The sequence below is a fragment of the Janthinobacterium sp. HH102 genome (genome assembly GCF_001758625.2).
Classification (GTDB): domain Bacteria; phylum Pseudomonadota; class Gammaproteobacteria; order Burkholderiales; family Burkholderiaceae_D; genus Janthinobacterium.
This window is the reverse complement of record NZ_CP062062.1, coordinates 4,954,673-4,972,469: the sequence shown is the minus strand read 5'-3', so window position 1 is coordinate 4,972,469 and position 17,797 is coordinate 4,954,673. Positions and strand designations below refer to the sequence as shown.

The 17,797-nt window shown below is 62.4% G+C and carries 15 protein-coding genes; 11 read left to right on the top strand and 4 right to left on the bottom strand.

Annotated features, from left to right (window positions below):
* Nucleotides 1–237 precede the first annotated feature (237 nt).
* The 3 genes from JAB4_RS22680 to JAB4_RS22670 form a co-directional block, all read right to left on the bottom strand.
* Nucleotides 238–1,044 carry a helix-turn-helix domain-containing protein gene (locus JAB4_RS22680; protein ID WP_070221155.1) on the bottom strand — a complete coding sequence of 269 codons (807 nt, stop codon included), beginning with the start codon at nucleotides 1,042–1,044 and terminating at the stop codon, nucleotides 238–240.
* Between the two features lie 336 nt (nucleotides 1,045–1,380).
* Entirely contained in the window at nucleotides 1,381–2,025 is a 645-nt protein-coding gene (locus tag JAB4_RS22675) for a response regulator transcription factor (RefSeq protein ID WP_070221113.1), read from the bottom strand.
* Between the two features lie 154 nt (nucleotides 2,026–2,179).
* Complete coding sequence (locus tag JAB4_RS22670) at nucleotides 2,180–2,647, bottom strand: universal stress protein (RefSeq protein ID WP_070221114.1); 468 nt, start codon at nucleotides 2,645–2,647, stop codon at nucleotides 2,180–2,182.
* 466 nt (nucleotides 2,648–3,113) lie between these two features.
* On the opposite strand from JAB4_RS22670, the gene JAB4_RS22665 reads away from it, so the two are divergent.
* Complete coding sequence (locus JAB4_RS22665) at nucleotides 3,114–3,968, top strand: protein phosphatase CheZ (RefSeq protein ID WP_083286940.1); 855 nt, start codon at nucleotides 3,114–3,116, stop codon at nucleotides 3,966–3,968.
* Nucleotides 3,968–5,863 (top strand): chemotaxis protein CheA, encoded by a 1,896-nt coding sequence (locus JAB4_RS22660; RefSeq protein ID WP_070221116.1) that lies wholly within the window; start codon nucleotides 3,968–3,970, stop codon nucleotides 5,861–5,863. The genes JAB4_RS22665 and JAB4_RS22660 overlap by 1 nt, the downstream gene beginning before the upstream one ends.
* 64 nt (nucleotides 5,864–5,927) lie before the next feature.
* Here the strand turns inward: JAB4_RS22660 and JAB4_RS22655 are convergent, their stop codons facing one another.
* Nucleotides 5,928–7,064 (bottom strand): S41 family peptidase, encoded by a 1,137-nt coding sequence (locus tag JAB4_RS22655; protein ID WP_175444692.1) that lies wholly within the window; start codon nucleotides 7,062–7,064, stop codon nucleotides 5,928–5,930.
* Between the two features lie 311 nt (nucleotides 7,065–7,375).
* Between JAB4_RS22655 and leuC the strand changes: the two genes are divergently transcribed.
* From leuC to trpB, 9 genes are all read left to right on the top strand, one after another.
* Entirely contained in the window at nucleotides 7,376–8,779 is a 1,404-nt protein-coding gene (leuC, locus tag JAB4_RS22650; RefSeq protein ID WP_070221120.1) for a 3-isopropylmalate dehydratase large subunit, read from the top strand.
* Between the two features lie 94 nt (nucleotides 8,780–8,873).
* Nucleotides 8,874–8,996 carry an entericidin A/B family lipoprotein gene (locus JAB4_RS22645; RefSeq protein ID WP_010400408.1) on the top strand — a complete coding sequence of 41 codons (123 nt, stop codon included), beginning with the start codon at nucleotides 8,874–8,876 and terminating at the stop codon, nucleotides 8,994–8,996.
* A gap of 51 nt (nucleotides 8,997–9,047) precedes the next feature.
* A complete protein-coding gene (leuD, locus tag JAB4_RS22640) occupies nucleotides 9,048–9,695 on the top strand; it encodes a 3-isopropylmalate dehydratase small subunit (protein WP_070221122.1) in 648 nt (215 codons plus the stop codon).
* Nucleotides 9,696–9,706: 11 nt separating this feature from the next.
* On the top strand, nucleotides 9,707–10,777 hold the full coding sequence (gene leuB, locus JAB4_RS22635; RefSeq protein ID WP_070221124.1) for a 3-isopropylmalate dehydrogenase: 1,071 nt from the start codon (nucleotides 9,707–9,709) through the stop codon (nucleotides 10,775–10,777).
* A 45-nt stretch (nucleotides 10,778–10,822) separates the two neighbouring features.
* Complete coding sequence (gene asd / locus JAB4_RS22630) at nucleotides 10,823–11,950, top strand: aspartate-semialdehyde dehydrogenase (RefSeq protein WP_071650193.1); 1,128 nt, start codon at nucleotides 10,823–10,825, stop codon at nucleotides 11,948–11,950.
* Nucleotides 11,951–12,205: 255 nt separating this feature from the next.
* Nucleotides 12,206–14,692, top strand: coding sequence for a FimV/HubP family polar landmark protein (locus JAB4_RS22625; protein WP_227742015.1), 2,487 nt, complete (start codon nucleotides 12,206–12,208; stop codon nucleotides 14,690–14,692).
* Between the two features lie 277 nt (nucleotides 14,693–14,969).
* On the top strand, nucleotides 14,970–15,773 hold the full coding sequence (truA, locus tag JAB4_RS22620) for a tRNA pseudouridine(38-40) synthase TruA (RefSeq protein WP_070221130.1): 804 nt from the start codon (nucleotides 14,970–14,972) through the stop codon (nucleotides 15,771–15,773).
* 22 nt (nucleotides 15,774–15,795) lie between these two features.
* A complete protein-coding gene (locus tag JAB4_RS22615; protein ID WP_070221132.1) occupies nucleotides 15,796–16,479 on the top strand; it encodes a phosphoribosylanthranilate isomerase in 684 nt (227 codons plus the stop codon).
* Nucleotides 16,472–17,722: a tryptophan synthase subunit beta gene (trpB, locus tag JAB4_RS22610; protein WP_139143062.1), complete on the top strand. Its 1,251-nt coding sequence runs from the start codon at nucleotides 16,472–16,474 to the stop codon at nucleotides 17,720–17,722. The genes JAB4_RS22615 and trpB overlap by 8 nt, the downstream gene beginning before the upstream one ends.
* Nucleotides 17,723–17,797 lie beyond the last annotated feature (75 nt).

Here is a 17,797-nt window from a genome sequence, read left to right as displayed (position 1 = left end):
ATCTCAGTTGAGAATGATTCGTATTTGCATTATTGTTGAATGTGGCCCGAAAAGCAAGGCTTATTTATGCGCAATCCGTGCTTTTTTGCGATGGGATGGCAGCGTGGAGCATGGCGCTGCGCGAAGGCGGCCACTGGCGCGGCATGGAAGGGGAGCGGCAGCAAAAAAGACCCGGCAAGGCGGTGCGCGCCTTGGTCGGGTCAAGCCTGTGCCAAGCTGGAAGAAATCGGGATGGCGTTAAATCGTGGCCAGCAATTGCGCCGAGGCGGCCGCGGCGGCGGTGGTGTCGGCCTTGAGCTTGGCGGCAGCCAGCTGCTTGGCGCGCGAGCGCGACGGCGGCAAGCGGCGCAGGGTTTTCAGGGCGTCCGGATCCTTGATGCCGATGGTGCGCTGGTCAACCGAGATCAGGCCGATTTCATTGAAGGCGGACAAAGTGCGGCTCACCGTTTCCAGGGTCAGGCCCAGGTAGCTGCCGATTTCGTGGCGCGTCATGCGCAGGTTGAACAGCTTGCTCGAATAGCCCATCTGCGCGAAGCGGTCGGCCAGCGAGACGAGGAAGCGCGCCACGCGGGCTTCGGCGCTCAAGGCGCCCAGCATGCCGATCATCGCCTGTTCGCGCACCAGTTCGCGGCTCATCACGCCGTACATGACGTTTTCCAGTTCCAGGTGAACACGTCCCAGCGCCGTCAGCTTCTTGAACGGCAACAGGATCAGGTCGCAGTCGGACAGTGCCACCGCTTCCGAGGAGTAGTGGCGCGAGTGGATGCCGTCGACGCCCAGCATGTCGCCCTTCATGGGAAAGCTCAGTACCTGTTCATTGCCGAATTCGTCGATGAGCACGGTTTTCAGGAAGCCCGAATTGACGATGTACAAGGTGTCGAACGGTTGGCCGATGGTATGCACGCGCTGGCCCGTCTTGAATTGCACGTGCTGGAACAGCAGTTCGTCTGCGGCGATGGTGCAGGCACTGGAGATATGCAGCAGATCGCATACCTCCTTCAGGTTCGACCATAGCCGCCCCTGGCGCTGGCGCCCCGCTTCCATCGGGGAAGAGGGAGCCAGCGATGGGGCGGCGGCGCGGGTTTCGGGCGTTTGCGTGGACAGCATGTTCATCTCCTGGTGACAGGTAGTTCAGAGTTGAATGACAGGGTGCGCAGACGGCGGGCAGGGAAAGGGCGGCGCGCGTCCAGGCTGATAAAGCTCAATTCGCTGACGACTTGCTGTGTGATGAAATAACTTCCCAGCAACTTGATTACTGGTTTCAGTATGCCAACAACCATATGCAATTAATATCAGCAGTGGCTGAATATGGCAGTAGGAGCTACGGTAGGGGGAGTAGGATTGTTCCTACGGTCGACGCGCGGGCGCGCGCCGCCGGGCTTACGTCTTGAAGGGGGAGAGCAGGCGGTGCGCCACGGCGTACTGCACCATTTCGGATAGCGAACTCATGCCCATTTTTTGCATGATGCGCGTCTTGTGCGTACTCACCGTCTTCACGCTCAGGTGCAGGTTGTTGGCGATTTCCGTGATCGACTTGCCCGCCACCAGCAGGGAAAAGACTTCGAACTCGCGGTCCGATAACTGTTTGTGCAGCAAGCTTTCATTCGGCATCATGATGTTGAGCACGAGCTGCTCGGCCACCTCGGCGCTGATGTAGGGGCGTCCCGACGCCACCTTGTGAATGGCGCCCACGAGCTGGGTACCAGCGCTTTCCTTGGTCAGATAGCCTTGTGCGCCGGCGCGGATGGCGCGCACCGCATATTGTTCTTCCTCGTGCATGGTGAGGATCAGGATGGCCAGCTTGGGCGCCTCGCTGCGGATTTGCCGGATCAGGTCGACGCCGCTGCGGCCCGGCATTGACAGGTCGAGCAGCAGCAGGTCGAAGCCGCCCTGGCGCACCTGATTGAGTACTTCAAAGCCGTCGATGGCTTCGCCCACGATATCGATATCCGGCGCGCCGTCAAGGATGCGCTTCAAGCCTTCTCGCATGATGGTGTGGTCGTCGGCAATTACAATACGTATCATAGGCGGGCAATCTGGATGCGTGAAATCTGCTCTGTCCGTCACCGGACAATCAAATGTTGAGAAACGAGAAACGTTGTCATTTTAACTGAGGCGGCCGCATTATGCCTTTTTCTGCATATGCCGGCAACGGCGGCCCCGGTGGTCATGTGACCTCTTATTCGGACGGGGGTTCCTTGATCAGCCTATGCACGAGCACGGGCAATTTCGAGTGCGACAGCACTTTATTGGTCACACTGCCCAACAGCAATTGCCCCCAGCCGCTGCGGCCATGCGAACCCATGAAAATCAGATCGCAATGCTGCAATTGCGCCACTTCCACGATCTTCAGGGCCGGGCTGTCGGAAAAGGCCGTCAGGCCCGTCGCTTCCAGGCCGCGCTTGGCGGCCGCGTCGAGGATGGGCTGCCAGTGGTCGGCGCCGGCCTTGCGCATGGCGATGCGGTACTCCTCCTCGCTGGGATAGCTTGGCGGAATGATTTCGATGTACACCGGGTACTGGTATTCGGGCGCCACATACAAGGCAAGGATGTCGGCGTGCATCTGTTCGGCAAAAGCAACGCCGGCGCAGGCCGTCAGGTTGGAGACGGTGGAGCCATCGGTGGCGATCAGAATTTTCTTATACATGGCAGGTCCTTTGGCGGTGACTGAGCGCGCGCAACGCCTCTTATTGTAGACGCGGCGGCAGCATTGTATTCATGCAAAGACTTGATAATTATCAATACAACTGCACCTTCAGTATAGACAACATTGGCAGAAAGATCGTGTGTAGCTGCAACGATGTCCATGTGGCGCTGTTGCGCAGACGCCCGGAAGCAGGATTTCTTCTGCTGTGCGTGGTCTTGCACGCACGCCAATGGTAGTATTTCAAAATACAACAGCTGGAACACATATTTCCTTGTGGAAAAGCTCTTGTAGGCCAGCTTTGCACCAGGAAGCGCGTTTTGAGATTTACCAACAGGGCGGCGCCCTGCTACACTCGCACCATCGCAGCGGTATTGCCTCAAATCATCTTAATCGAGAAATTGTGGGTATCAGTCTGTAAAACGCACAGTTCAGGCGGAATTTTGACAAATTATGGAGAAGCAGGGATATGACCAACGCCGCTGATGATTTCGACGCATTATTCGATGAAGTATCTGCGCAAAGTGCGGCCGCGGCTCAGCCCGCGTCTGCCGCCGCGCCCGCTCCCGCCGTGATTGCGGAGGACGATTTCGACGCGCTGTTCGACTCGGTGTCGGCCAACGCCGCCGTGCCGGCAGCCGCCGAGCCGGTGGCCGGCGAGGCGGAAGCGCTGCCTGTGGCCGGCGCCGAGGCGTCTGGCGACGCGGCCGATCCCGTCGACCAGTCCGACAAGCCGATGTTCGAGCGTCTGGGCGGCATCGTGCGCCTGCTGCACGATTCGCTGCGCGAACTGGGCTACGACAAGGCGCTGACGGAAGCGTCGTCGCAGATCGTCGACGCCCAGGACCGCCTGGAATACGTCGCCACCCTGACCGAACAGGCCGCCAACAAGGTCCTGAACACGCTCGACGAAGGCATGCCGGCGCAGGATGTACTGTCGAAGAAAGCCAAGGACATGGACGGCCGCTGGACGGCGCTGTTCGACGGCAAGCTGAGCCTGGAAGAATTCAAGGCCCTGGCCGGCGACTCGCGCCAGTTCGCGCAAGCCGTTGCCGAAGCGACGGAAGCGGAAAAAGCGCGCTTGCTGGAAATCATGATGGCGCAGGACTTCCAGGACATCACGGGCCAGCTGATCAAAAAAGTGGTCAACATCACCAAGACCGTGGAAAACGAACTGGCCCAGCTGTTGCGCGACAACGCGCCGGCCGAGGTGCGCGAGAAACTGGCGCAAAAGCCGGTGCCGCTGATGCAGGGCCCGTCCGTGCCGTCGGTGGCGCTGGACCAGGATAATGTAGACGACCTTCTTGCGGATTTGGGATTCTAATGGACGATATGCTCAAGGATTTCGTCGTTGAGGCGATGGATCTTGCGGTTAATGTTGAAGAGCACTTGTTGCGCCTCGAGCGCGATCCTGACAACAAGGAAACACTGAATGCGGTGTTTCGTTCCTTCCACACGATCAAGGGCGGTGCCGGCTTCATGGGCTTGCCCGCGCTGGTGGCGGCCTGCCACCTGACGGAAAACCTGTTCGACGCCTTGCGTACGGGCGCCGCGCCCGTCACCCCCATCGCCATCGAGGCGGCGCTGCAGGCGTCCGGTTTCGTCGCCGACCAGCTGACGGAACTGGCCAACGGCGCCGCGCCGGAAAGTTTGCCGGCCATGCCGGAAGAGCTGGAACACATCCTGACGAACGCCATCGAAGGCAAGGGCATGGACGCGCCTGCGCCTGCCGCCGCCGTGGTGGCGGAAGTGGCCGCGCCCGTTGCCGAGGTTGCGGAAGTGCCTGCCGCCACGCCTGCCGCCGCCGTCTCCACCGCCGGCGCCGATGGCCTGGACTGGGAAGGCATGTATAACGCCGTCGTGCCCGAGGGCAGCCGGGTCGCTGCCGCGCCGGTGTCCGCCGTCGCCGCTGCCCCTGCCGTCGTGGCCGCCGCTGCGCCCGCCGCTGCTGCCGCTGCCGCCAAGCCGGCCGCCAAGGCCTGGGATGGCGCCGAACGACGCGAAGAGCGTCCGGAAGTGCGCCATGCCGCGCCCGTCAAGGAAGACAGCATCCGCGTCGACGCCGTCAAGCTCGACGCGCTGCTGGAAGTGGCGGGCGAATCCGTGCAGGCCGCCAACCAGGCCGCCGTGCTGCTCGAACGCTTGCTGCAATTCAAATTCGAAGGCCAGGCCGCTACCCTGATGGCGACCTTGGCGGAAACCCTGGAGCGCGCCTCGCGTTACTCGACCGAACTGCAGCGGGCCACCCTGGCCACGCGCATGCAGCCTGTCGGCCGCCTGTTCCAGAAATTCCCGCGCCTGGTGCGCGAGCTGGCGAAAGACCTGGGCAAGGATGTCGAGCTGACCATCGAAGGCGCGGAAACGGAAGTCGACCGCGTCGTCGTGGACAGCCTGTACGATCCGCTCGTGCACATGCTGCGCAACTCGCTCGACCATGGCGTCGAATCGCCGGAAGCGCGCCTGGCCGCCGGCAAGCCCGCCAAGTCGTATATTTCGCTGAAAGCCTGGCAAGAGGCCAACAGCGTCATGATCGTGCTGCAGGATGACGGCAAGGGCATGGACCCGGTCTTCCTGCGCAGCAAGGCCCAGCAAAAGGGCTTGATCAGCGAAAACGCGCAATTGAGCAACGACGAATGCTTCCAGCTGGTGTTCCTGCCGGGCTTCTCGACCAAGGAAGTGGCGTCCAGCGTCTCCGGCCGCGGCGTGGGCATGGACGTGGTGAAAACGGCCGTGGAGAAAAACCGCGGCGCCATCCACATCGAGTCGACGCTGGGCAAGGGCACGAAGTTCGCCATCCGCCTGCCGATCGAACTGTCGATCGTGCCGACCATGCTCGTGTCGACCTCGGGCGCCGCGCTGGCGCTGCCGATGGCGGTGGTGCAGCGCGTCGTCGAATTGCCGGAAACCTTCATGGAAGTGGGCGGCGCGCCCGTGCTGAAAGACCAGGGCCGTCCATTGCCCGTACGGTCGCTGGCCGGTGCCCTGGGCTATGAATCGTGCAGCGAACGCGTCGGCATCGTCGTCGCCGCGCCACAGCCGTACATTCTTGCCGTGGAAGCCGTCGACGGCACGGCCGACCTGGTGATCAAGCCGATGACGGCCATCACCGTGGAAGGCATTACCGGTACGGCCCGCTCGGCCGAAGGCGAGCTGGTGCTGGTCGTGGGCCTGTCGTTCCTGATGGACGGCTGCCGGGGAAGCGTTCGTCTAGCTGCCTGAGTCTTGCTTCAATCGTTAGAAAGCCCGCTAGGCATAGCGGGCTTTTTTTATGGCGCCAGCGGTGTCAGATGTTGTTAGGGCGTAAGGTGCCGCCTTCCAGCCAGCGCTGCACGCGCACGATTTCCTGGGCGCGCTCCGCCTCGTCCTTCGGCGGCGGCAGATAGATGTCGGGCATGATGCCGTCGAGATCGACCTGCAGATATGGCAAGCGGGCCGAGCGCGAGGTGGCGTAGGCCAGCTGGCGCCGTCCCGAGGGCAGAGGGTGCATGCGCAGATTCGAATAATCGAGCGCGCCTCCGCTGTTGCGTCCGATCAGCTTGACGCGAAAGCTTTGCCGCGCTTCCAGCAGAAACTGTTCGCAGGAACTGCCGCAATCGCGGTCAACCAGCACCGCCACCCTGGACGGCTGTACTGCCTGGCCAGACACACTCGCATAGCTGACAGGCCCGTTGGTGCTTTGCGCCACGAACTGGCCGGGCTGCACGCTGCGCATGCGGGTGACGGCCAGTGCCATATATTTCGTGCAGGTGGCGTCGCCGGGAGCGTACAGCGCGCAGATGTTTTCCTGGCTGGCGATATTGGCCGGCGTGGACAGCCATTCACCACCGATATTGACGCTCTCGCCTGAAGCTAGCCATGGCAGCAAGGGCGCATATGTGCTGTCGCTGCCGCCGTTGTTGCGCCGCACATCGATAATCCAGTTTCGACGGCTGGCCAGTTCGTCGCGCTTGCTTTCCAGTAAATCATTGATGAGCCCGGCGTACCCGGGGAAAAAACTCGGTAAGGTCAGCAGCGCCGTGTGCGGCGACAGCAGCTGCAGCGATGGCGCCCTGTCATCGATGGTGGCCGTTGGCGCGGCGGTTGAGGATGGCGCTGCAGCTGGTGTCTCATGTTTCAGCGCACCGGTCGGCATGATCTGCAGGTGGCCTTTGCGCCACTGGCTCAGGTAACCGGACAGTACCGTATTGCAGGCAGCCTCATCGTTCACCCTGGCCGCCGCGGTGCTGGCGCTGGCCAATGCCTGGTCGAAATACGCTTGACCTTTTTGTGCCAGATGCTGGCGCGCGCCAGTATCGTTTTCCAGCAAAAAGGCGGGAAGGGCGCGCAAGTCCTGCCGGCAGGTCTCGCCCGGCGTGGCCGCTTGCGTATGGCTGACTGTCAAAGTAGCCAGGAGCGTGGCGGCAAAAGAACACAGTCTCATCAATGCAGTCTTTCCTGAAATTGTTGTCGAATACAATACACGAAAGATTAAAGAAAAAGTATCGATTTCTGGCCGCGCCGTGGCTCGTTCGGCGGCCTGCCCGCAGATGGGGCCGTCATGTCGCCGATATGCCGATATCGGCAATTTCCAGCTCATATCCAACAATGCGGCCAAACTTTGTATCGCCAATCCCACGCTTTTGCCTGTTTCGGTTCTGTGTCGCGCAATATATGGCATAATCCTCGTGGATCACCGTATGACCTGGTATCACTTGATCACTTACTACAGGCTGTGGCAACGCTGCATAAATCATGATGAAGACGCTTTACGACAAACTCTGGGAATCCCACGTTGTTCGGGCCGAAGATGATGGCACGACAATTTTGTACATCGACCGGCACTTGCTGCACGAAGTCACCAGCCCGCAAGCCTTCGATGGCCTCAGTGTGGCGGGCCGCCAGCCGTGGCGCATTTCCGCCAACCTGGCCGTGGCCGACCATAACGTGCCCACCACCAGCCGGGTCGACGGCATTGCCGATCCCGTCTCGCGCCTGCAGGTGGAAACCTTGGACAAGAACGCCAAGCACTACGGCTTGACCTACTTCAACATGAACGACAAGCGCCAGGGTATCGTGCACGTGATCGGCCCCGAACAGGGCGCGACCCTGCCCGGCATGACGGTGGTCTGCGGCGATTCGCACACGTCCACGCACGGCGCGTTCGGCGCGCTGGCGCACGGGATCGGCACGTCGGAAGTGGAACACGTGCTGGCCACGCAAACCTTGCTGCAAAAGAAATCCAAGTCCATGCTGGTGCAGGTCGACGGCGCTCTGCCGGCCGGCGTGACGGCGAAAGATATCGTGCTGGCCATCATCGGCAAGATCGGCACGGCCGGCGGCACCGGTTACTGTATCGAGTTCGGCGGCTCGGCCATCCGCGCCCTGTCGATGGAAGGCCGCATGACGGTGTGCAACATGGCCATCGAGGCGGGCGCGCGCGCCGGCATCATCGGCGTGGACGATACCACCATCAATTACGTCAAGGGCCGTCCGTTTTCGCCGGCCGGTCCGCACTGGGAACGCGCCGTGGCCTACTGGCGCACGCTGCATTCGGACCCGGGCGCCCGTTTCGACCTCGTCGTCACGCTCAACGCGCAAGAGATCGAACCGCAAGTGACGTGGGGCACCTCGCCCGAGATGGTGGTTGGCATCGATGGCCGCGTACCGGATCCGGACAATGAGAAAGACAGCGTCAAGCGCGACGCCATCGAAAAGGCGCTCGTCTACATGGCGCTGAAGCCGAACACGCCGATCTCGGACATCCGCATCGACAAGGTCTTCATCGGTTCCTGCACCAATTCGCGCATCGAAGATTTGCGCGCGGCCGCCGCCGTGGTACGCGGCAAGTACCGCGCCTCGAACGTCACCCTGGCGCTGGTCGTGCCCGGTTCCGGCCTGGTGAAAGATCAGGCCGAGCGCGAAGGACTCGACCGCATCTTCAAGGATGCCGGCTTCGAGTGGCGCGAGCCGGGCTGTTCCATGTGCCTGGCCATGAATGCGGACCGTCTGGAACCGGGCGAACGCTGCGCCTCGACCTCGAACCGCAACTTCGAGGGCCGGCAAGGGCAGGGCGGTCGTACCCACCTGGTGTCGCCCGCGATGGCGGCGGCGGCGGGCATCGCCGGCCATTTTGTCGACGTGCGGGGATTGCGATGAATTTGGGGTCAGACCCGTTGGGTCTGACCCCAGCATTTGCCGGTGGTTTACACTAACGGGATTTGCAACCATTAGCACATAGACTGAAATCATCATGAAAAAACTCTTCGCCCTCCTCATCGCCACCGTCATCTTGTCCGGCTGCAACACCGTCTCGGGCATCGGCCGCGATGTGCAGAAAGTCGGCCAGGTCGTCACTGGCGCCGGCGGAAAATAAACCGTGACGTGGCGGCGCCCCGCGCCGCGCGTCTTACCGAGTAGAAACAGCATGGATAAATTTACGATTTACGAAGGCCTGGTCGCCCCGCTGGACCGCGCCAACGTCGACACCGACGCGATTATTCCGAAGCAATTCCTGAAATCGATCCACCGCAGCGGCTTCGGCCCCAACCTGTTCGACGAATGGCGCTATCTCGACCATGGCGAACCGGGCCAGGACAACAGCCGCCGCCCGCTGAACCCCGAGTTCGTGCTCAACGAGCCGCGCTACCAGGGCGCCTCGATCTTGCTCACGCGCAAGAACTTCGGCTGCGGCTCCTCGCGCGAACACGCGCCGTGGGCGCTCGATCAATATGGCTTCCGCGCCATCATCGCGCCCTCGTTTGCCGACATCTTCTTCAATAACTGCTACAAGAACGGCTTGCTGCCCATCGTGCTGTCGGAAAGCCAGGTCGAGCACCTGTTCAATGAAGTCAAGGCCTTCCCCGGCTACAAGCTGGTGGTGGACCTGGAACAGCAGTGCGTGCGCACCAGCAATGGTTCCGTCTCCTATCCATTCGAGATCGATGCCTTCCGCAAATATTGCCTGATGAATGGACTCGACGATATCGGCCTGACCCTGTGCCATGCCGACGACATCCGCGCCTTCGAAGAACGCCATCTTTCTGCTCAGCCCTGGCTGGCCAACGTCATTTAAACGATTAAAATATGAAAATTGCAATCTTACCCGGCGACGGCATCGGTCCTGAAATCGTCGCGCAAGCCGTCAAGGTCTTGAATGTGCTGGGCGAATCGTTTGAGCTGGAAACGGCGCCCGTGGGCGGCGCCGGCTACGCGGCCCATGGCCACCCGCTGCCGGAAGGCACGCTGGCCCTGGCGAAAGCGGCCGATGCCGTGCTGTTCGGCGCCGTGGGCGACTACCAATACGACAACCTCGAGCGCCAGTTCCGCCCGGAGCAGGCGATTCTGGGCTTGCGCAAGAACCTGGGCCTGTTCGCCAACCTGCGTCCGGCCATTTTGTATCCGGAACTGGCGGGCGCCTCGACCCTGAAGCCGGAAGTGGTGTCGGGCTTGGATATCCTGATCATCCGCGAATTGACGGGCGATATTTATTTCGGCCAGCCCCGCGGCGTGCGCGAGTGCCCGGACGGTCCGTTCAAGGGCCAGCGCGAAGGCTTCGACACCATGCGCTATGCGGAAGGCGAAATCCGCCGCATCGCCCACGTGGCATTTCAGGCCGCGCAAAAGCGCGACAAGCGGCTCACCAGCGTGGACAAGGCGAACGTGCTGGAAACCTTCCAGTTCTGGAAAGACATCGTCACCGATGTGCACAAGGAATACCCGGACGTGGCGCTCGACCATATGTATGTCGATAACGCGGCCATGCAGCTGGTGCGGGCGCCGAAGAAATTCGATGTCATGGTGACCGGCAACATGTTCGGCGATATCTTGTCGGACGCGGCCGCCATGCTGACTGGCTCGATCGGCATGTTGCCGTCCGCCTCGCTCGATGCCAACAACAAGGGCTTGTACGAGCCGTCGCACGGTTCGGCGCCCGATATCGCGGGCAAGGGCATCGCCAATCCGCTGGCGACGATCCTGTCGGCCGCCATGATGCTGCGCTATTCGCTGAATCGCGAAGAGCAGGCAAACCGCATCGAAGGCGCCGTCAAGCAGGTGCTGGCGCAGGGGCTGCGCACGGCCGACATCCACGAAGCGGGCACGACTTTGGTCGGTACCGAGGCCATGGGTGATGCCGTAGTGCGTGCATTAGGATAAAATATTTCAATGATGGCAGTCGCCGTCTCATCTTGAGGAATGGTAATGAAATTAGTTGGCTTGGTAGGTTGGCGCGGTATGGTCGGTTCGGTCCTGATGCAGCGCATGCAGGAAGAGGGCGATTTCGCCCACATTGAACCGGTGTTTTTCACCACGTCGAACACGGGCGGCGCGGCGCCGGCCATGGCGAAGAATGAAACCATCCTCAAGGATGCCAACAACATCGCCGAACTGTCCAAGTGCGACATCATCATTTCCTGCCAGGGCGGCGACTACACGAGCGCCGTCTTCCCGCAGCTGCGCGCAGCGGGCTGGAACGGTTACTGGATCGATGCGGCCTCGACCTTGCGCATGGAAAAAGACGCCGTCATCGTGCTCGACCCCGTCAACCTGCACGTCATCAAGGATGCGCTGGGCAAGGGCGTCAAGAACTACATCGGCGGCAATTGCACCGTGTCGTGCATGATGATGGGCCTGGGCGGCCTGTTCCAGCACGACCTGATCGACTGGATGACGTCGATGACGTACCAGGCGGCCTCGGGCGGCGGCGCGCAGCACATGCGCGAACTGCTGACGCAATTTGGCACCATCAACAGCTCCGTCAAGGCGCTGCTGGAAAACCCGGCGTCCGCCATCCTGGAAATCGACCGCCAGGTGCTGGCCACCCAGCACGGCTATTCCCCGGATGAAATCAAGCAATTCGGCGCGCCGCTGGCCGGCAACCTGATCCCGTGGATCGACAAGGACCTGGGCAACGGCCAGTCGAAAGAAGAGTGGAAGGCGGGCGCGGAAACGAACAAGATCCTCGGCCGCGGCATCGATTTCGGCACCAAGGAAATTCCCGTCGACGGCCTGTGCGTGCGCATCGGCGCCATGCGCTGCCATTCGCAGGCGCTGACCATCAAGCTGAAGAAAGACGTGCCGCTCGATGAAATCAATGACATCATCGCCAGCAACAATCAATGGGTGAAATTCGTGCCGAACACGCGCGAAGCGTCCGTGCGCGACCTGTCGCCGGCAGCCGTCACGGGCAGCCTGACGATTCCCGTCGGCCGCGTGCGCAAGATGAGCATGGGCGGCGAATACCTGTCCGCGTTCACCGTGGGCGACCAGTTGCTGTGGGGCGCGGCCGAGCCGCTGCGCCGCATGCTGCGTATTCTGCTGGATGCGTAACAGCAATAAATCAGCAATTAATTGCTGATGCGGATCAAGCCGGGGCTGTTTTCCCGGCTTTTTTTTCGTCCTGAGCCCGTCAAGGCTCAACCATGCGGAGCTTGCATAGCTCTGGGCATGATGATATGTTGATACCTCTGGAAAAGTAACTGTTTTCCCATGTCAACTAAGATGCCGCCAACTATGCCTGTACACACTCGTCCCCGGGTCGCCTCCCTTGCCATTAAAACACTCAGCAGCGCTGTCGCCTGTGCGGTGTTATTGTCACCGGCGGCATCCGCAGCCGAGCTGGGCAAGATCACGGTGCTGTCCGCCGCCGGCCAGCCGCTGCGCGCCGAGGTCGAATTATCGGCCATCAAGCCAGGCGAGGCAGCCAGCCTGCTGGCCAAGCTGGCGCCGCCGGAGGCCTATCGCCAGGCCAACGTGGAATTCAATCCCGCATTGAACGCCTTGACGTTTGCCGTGGAAAACCGCAATGGCAAGCCCTTCATCCGCATCAGCTCGGCGCAACCGGTGGCCGAGCCCATGGTGGATCTCTTGCTGGAACTGAGCGGCAAGAGCGGTCGCCAGGTGCGCGAATATGCGTTCGTGCTCGACACGCCGGAAGCGCGCCAGACGCGCGGCGCGCAAGTGACGGCGCCGGCCGAACCGGGCAAAGGCAAGGCGGCGGCCGATGCTGCGCCAGCTGCGGCGAAAAAGCCGGCCGGGGAATACAAGGTCAAGACGGGCGACACCCTGAGCCGCATCGCCAGCGAACTGAAGCCTTCGGGCGTGTCGCTCGACATGATGCTCGTCGCCCTGTACCGCGCCAATCCCGACGCCTTCAAGGGCGAGAACATGAACCGCATGCAGGCCGGGCGCATCCTGGCCGTGCCTGGCGCGGACGCCGTGCGCGCTACCGGTGCGGCTGAAGCGAAGGGCATCGTGACGGCGCACGCCATCGATTTCGAGGCCTACCGCAACAAGCTGGCAGGTCAGGTGTCGCAAAGCAAGCCGGCCAAGGCCGCGCAAGCGACGCAAAGCACGGCCGGCAAGATCGGTGCGACCAAGGTGCAGGAAAAGCCGACGGCCGTGAGCGAGTCGCAAGACAAGCTGAAACTGTCGAAAGCCGAGCCGGCGGCCAAGTCGGCCAGCAAGAGCGCCGTCGCCAGCGAGGAAGACAAGATCGCCAAGGCGAAACAGGTCGATGAAGCCGCTGCCCGCGTCAAGGAGCTGGAAAAGAACGTCAGCGATCTGGAAAAGTTGATGGCGGTCAAGAGCAAGGCCATGGCCGACAAGAGCGCCCCCGCACCCGCCAAACCGGCTGAGGCCGCTGCCAGCGCACCCGCCAGCGCGCCGGCCGAGGCGCAGCCGCCCGCACCTCAGCCTGCCGCACCGAAGGTCAAACCGGTGCCGCTGGTGAAAAAACCATCGCCGCTGGAGCCGACGATTACCGACAAGATCAATGACCACCTGGGCGCCATCGGCATCGGCATCGCCGCGCTGCTGGCGGCCGTGGCCGCACTGGTGGTCGCGCGGCGCCGCAAGGAGACGCCGCCGCCAGCCCAGGGCGATATCGCCCCCGTGGTCGAGCCGGAACCGGAAGCGCCCGTGACGCCGCCGTCCGGCCTGGCGCCGGAAGACCAGCAGTCCGAAGCGAGCAATCACCTGTTCGGTACGGGCGCGGCCGCTGCCGGCGTGGCCGCCGCGGCGGGCGCCAGCATGCTCGATGCGAATGAAACGGACCCCGTCGCCGAAGCGGACGTGTATATCGCTTACGGCCGCGATGGTCAGGCGGAAGACATCCTCAAGGAAGCCTTGCGCATCCACCCGGAACGCCATGCGGCCCGCCTGAAGCTGCTGGAAATCTATTCGGCCCGCAACGACGTGCGCGCGTTTGAAGACCAGGCCAGCGAGCTCTACAGTCTGACGCGTGGCCAGGGCGAGGAGTGGCCGCAGGCGGCCGCGCTGGGACTGGCGCTCGATCCCACCAATCCCCTGTATGGCGATACGGAAGACGACGCCGTGGTCAGCCTGAGCAAGGCAGCCGGCGACGACGTGCATGGCCAGAGCATGGACTTGCCCGACGAGCCGCCCGCGCCGCTGGCCGACCTGGCGCCGGCCGAGCCGGTCTCCTCCGTGAGGGCCCGCGATGCGCGCGACCCCCTTGATTTTGACCTCGACAGCCTCGATTTCGAACCTGTTTCCACCAGCGAGCCGATCGTCATGCCGGGGCCGGACAGCAAGCCGGTCCCTGCCGCGCACGATGCGCAGTATGACGCCAGCATGGATTTCGGCCTGGACCTGGAGCCGCCTGCCGGCCCCGTCAATGGCGTGGGCGCCGGTTTGACGCCATTGCCTGATCCCTTGAAGGATGTCGACCTGGCCCACTTCGACCTCGACGAACCCGTGGCGCCGGCTGCCGTGCCCGTCGCGCCCGTCGCGGCGGCCGAGCCTTCCCTCGACAGCCTGTTCGACGATGCGCAAGCGCCGGCGAGCTTGCCGGAAGCGATACCGCCCGCGCAGGAATTCGACCTGTCCGGCATCGACCTGGATCTCAACGATGGCAAGACGGCCAGCGTGGGCGTGGACGACCCGTTGTCGGCTATCCACATGGAAATGGATACCAAGCTGGACCTGGCGATCGCATACCAGGAAATCGGCGACAAGGAAGGCGCGCGCGAGCTGATCGATGAGGTCATCAAGGGTGGCAGCGAAGAGCAGGTCGCCAAGGCGAATACCATGAGAGCTTTGCTGAGCTAAGCACCAGATACGACGTCCATGGCTGCGTTGCACGGTCTCGCCGTACTATTCGTACTGTCTTCGACCGCGCGCCTGGCCCTGAACGCCGTCTCGTTCGCTTTCCAGCACCTGATACGACGTCCATGGCTGCGTTGCACGGTCTCGCCGTACTATTCGTACTGTCTTCGACCATGCGCCTGGCCCTGAACGCCGTCTCAGGCGCTTGTGTGGCAGGAAGGCGGGGCCGCCTTTGCGCCGGTATAATGCTTCGATGCAAAATATTACGACAGCAACGCCATTGAAGCGTATCGTCCTCGGCCTGCAGTACGACGGCACGGCCTGGCATGGATACCAGAAACAGGAAGACGGGCAGACGGTGCAGGACCAGCTGGAAAACGCGCTGGAGCAGTTTGCCCGCGTGCGCCTGGCCACCACCTGCGCCGGCCGCACGGATACGGGCGTGCATGCGCTTGAGCAAGTCGTGCATTTCGATACGGAACTGAATCGTGACGTGCACTCGTGGGTGCGCGGCGTCAACGCCTTCCTGCCCAAATCGATCGCCGTGCGCTGGGCCAAGGAACTCGACGGCGATCCGACGGTCAATGACTACTTCCACGCCCGTTTCAGCGCCCGCGCGCGCACCTATCATTATGTGTTGTACAACAACGCCACCCGTTCGCCGCTGGTGGAGGGGCGCGCCGGTTTCTTTTTCCGTCCGCTGGACGTGGAACTGATGCGCCAGGCCGTGCAGCCGCTCTTGGGCTGGCACGATTTCACGGCCTTCCGCGCCGCGCAATGCCAGGCCAAGTCGCCCGTCAAGCTGATGCACGACATCCGCATCGAGCGGCGCGGCGATTGCGTCATTTTTACGATTACGGCCAATGCCTTCCTGCACCACATGGTGCGCAACCTGGTCGGTTCGCTCGTCTACATCGGCACGGGGCGCGAAAAGCCGGAGTGGCTCGGGCATTTGCTGGAAAGCAAGGACCGCCACGCGGCGGCGCCCACCTTCATGCCGGACGGCCTGTACCTGGCACAGATCGATTACGATCCGAAATGGGCCTTGCCGCAAGACAGCAGCAGCGCCTTGCCCTGGTTTTGATCTGCATCAATAAAGGATAGCCATGCCACGCACACGCATCAAGATCTGCGGCCTGACCCGCGTCGAAGACATCCAGGCTGTCGTGGCGGCGGGCGTCGACGCCATCGGTTTCGTGTTTTATCCGAAAAGCCCCCGTTACGTGACGCCCGGGCAGGCAGCGGACCTGATCGCGGCCATGCCCCCCTACGTGACGACGGTGGGCCTGTTCGTCAATGCCACGGTGGACGAGGTGCGGGCCACCAGGGCCGTGGCGCCTTTATCTCTGCTGCAATTTCATGGCGACGAGACGCCCGAACACAGCGCGGCGCTCGCCGGCGCCGTGAATACGCCGTTTACGCAAGTGTTCCGCGTCAAACCCGACACCCGCTTTGAAGATTTGCTAGAATACGAACAGCGCTATCGCGCCGCCAGCCCCTTGTTCTCGAGCCTCTTGCTCGATACCTATGTGGATGCCTACGGCGGTGCAGGAAAGGTATTCGATTGGTCCCTCATTCCAGAAGAACTCGCGCCTCGGGTCGTTTTAAGTGGTGGCTTGAGCGTACAAAACGCGACTGACGCAGTGGTGCGCGTGCGCCCTTACGCCGTCGACATCAGCAGTGGTGTCGAAGCGTCCAAGGGCATCAAGGACGCATCCCGAGTCCGCGCGTTCATCGCCGCGGTGGGGGATGCCGATGCCATCATTGCCAGAGGAAACCACCATGAATGACCACACCAACTCGCCCGGCGCAGCCGCCGCATTGTTCCACGCTACCGATTACCCGTTTCCCGACCTGCGCGGCCACTTCGGCCCGTACGGCGGCTCCTTCGTTGCCGAAACGCTCACGCATGCACTGGCCGAACTGAAAGACGCCTATGCGCGCTACAGCGCGGACCCGGAATTCCTCGAAGAATTCCGCTACGAGCTGAAACACTTCGTCGGCCGTCCCTCGCCCATCTACCACGCCAAGCGCTGGTCCGAGATGGCCGGCGGCGCGCAAATCTATTTCAAGCGCGAAGACTTGAACCACACGGGCGCGCACAAGATCAACAACGTGATCGGCCAGGCCCTGCTGGCCAAGCGCATGGGCAAGCCGCGCATCATCGCCGAGACGGGCGCGGGCCAGCATGGCGTGGCCACGGCCACCATCTGCGCGCGCTTCGGCCTCGAATGCGTGGTCTACATGGGCAGCGAAGACGTCAAGCGCCAGGCGCAGAACGTGTACCGCATGAAATTGCTGGGCGCGACCGTCGTGCCCGTCGAATCCGGTTCGAAGACACTCAAGGATGCGCTGAACGAAGCCATGCGCGACTGGGTCACCAACATTGAAAACACCTTTTATATCATCGGCACCGTGGCCGGCCCCCATCCTTACCCGATGATGGTGCGCGACTTCCAGTCCGTGATCGGCGAGGAATGCCTGGTGCAGATGCCGGAAATGACGGGCCGCCAGCCCGACTACGTGCTGGCCTGCATCGGCGGCGGCTCGAATGCCATGGGCATCTTTTACCCGTACATCGACCAGAAGGATGTCAAACTGATCGGCGTGGAAGCGGCTGGTGAGGGATTGGACACAGGCAAGCATTCGGCTTCGCTGACGGCCGGCTTCCCGGGCGTGCTGCATGGCAACCGCACCTATCTGCTGCAGGATGACAACGGCCAGATCATCGAGACGCATTCCGTCTCGGCCGGCCTCGACTATCCGGGCGTGGGGCCGGAACACGCTTGGCTGAAAGATTCGGGCCGCGCGCAATACGTGTCGATCACCGATGACGAGGCGCTGCAGGCTTTCCACGACTGTTGCCATATCGAAGGCATCATCCCGGCCCTGGAGTCGTCGCACGCGCTGGCCTACGCGGCCAAGCTGGCGGCCACCTTGCCGAAAGACCAGATCGTGCTGGCCAACCTGTCGGGCCGTGGCGACAAGGACATGCATACCGTGGCGGAGCGCATGGGACTCAATTTCTCCTGAGACCCCAATAACGGCTGGGGTCGGACCCTCAGGGGCCGACCCCGGTCTTTGCTCCTGGGTTGAAATTACTTCCTC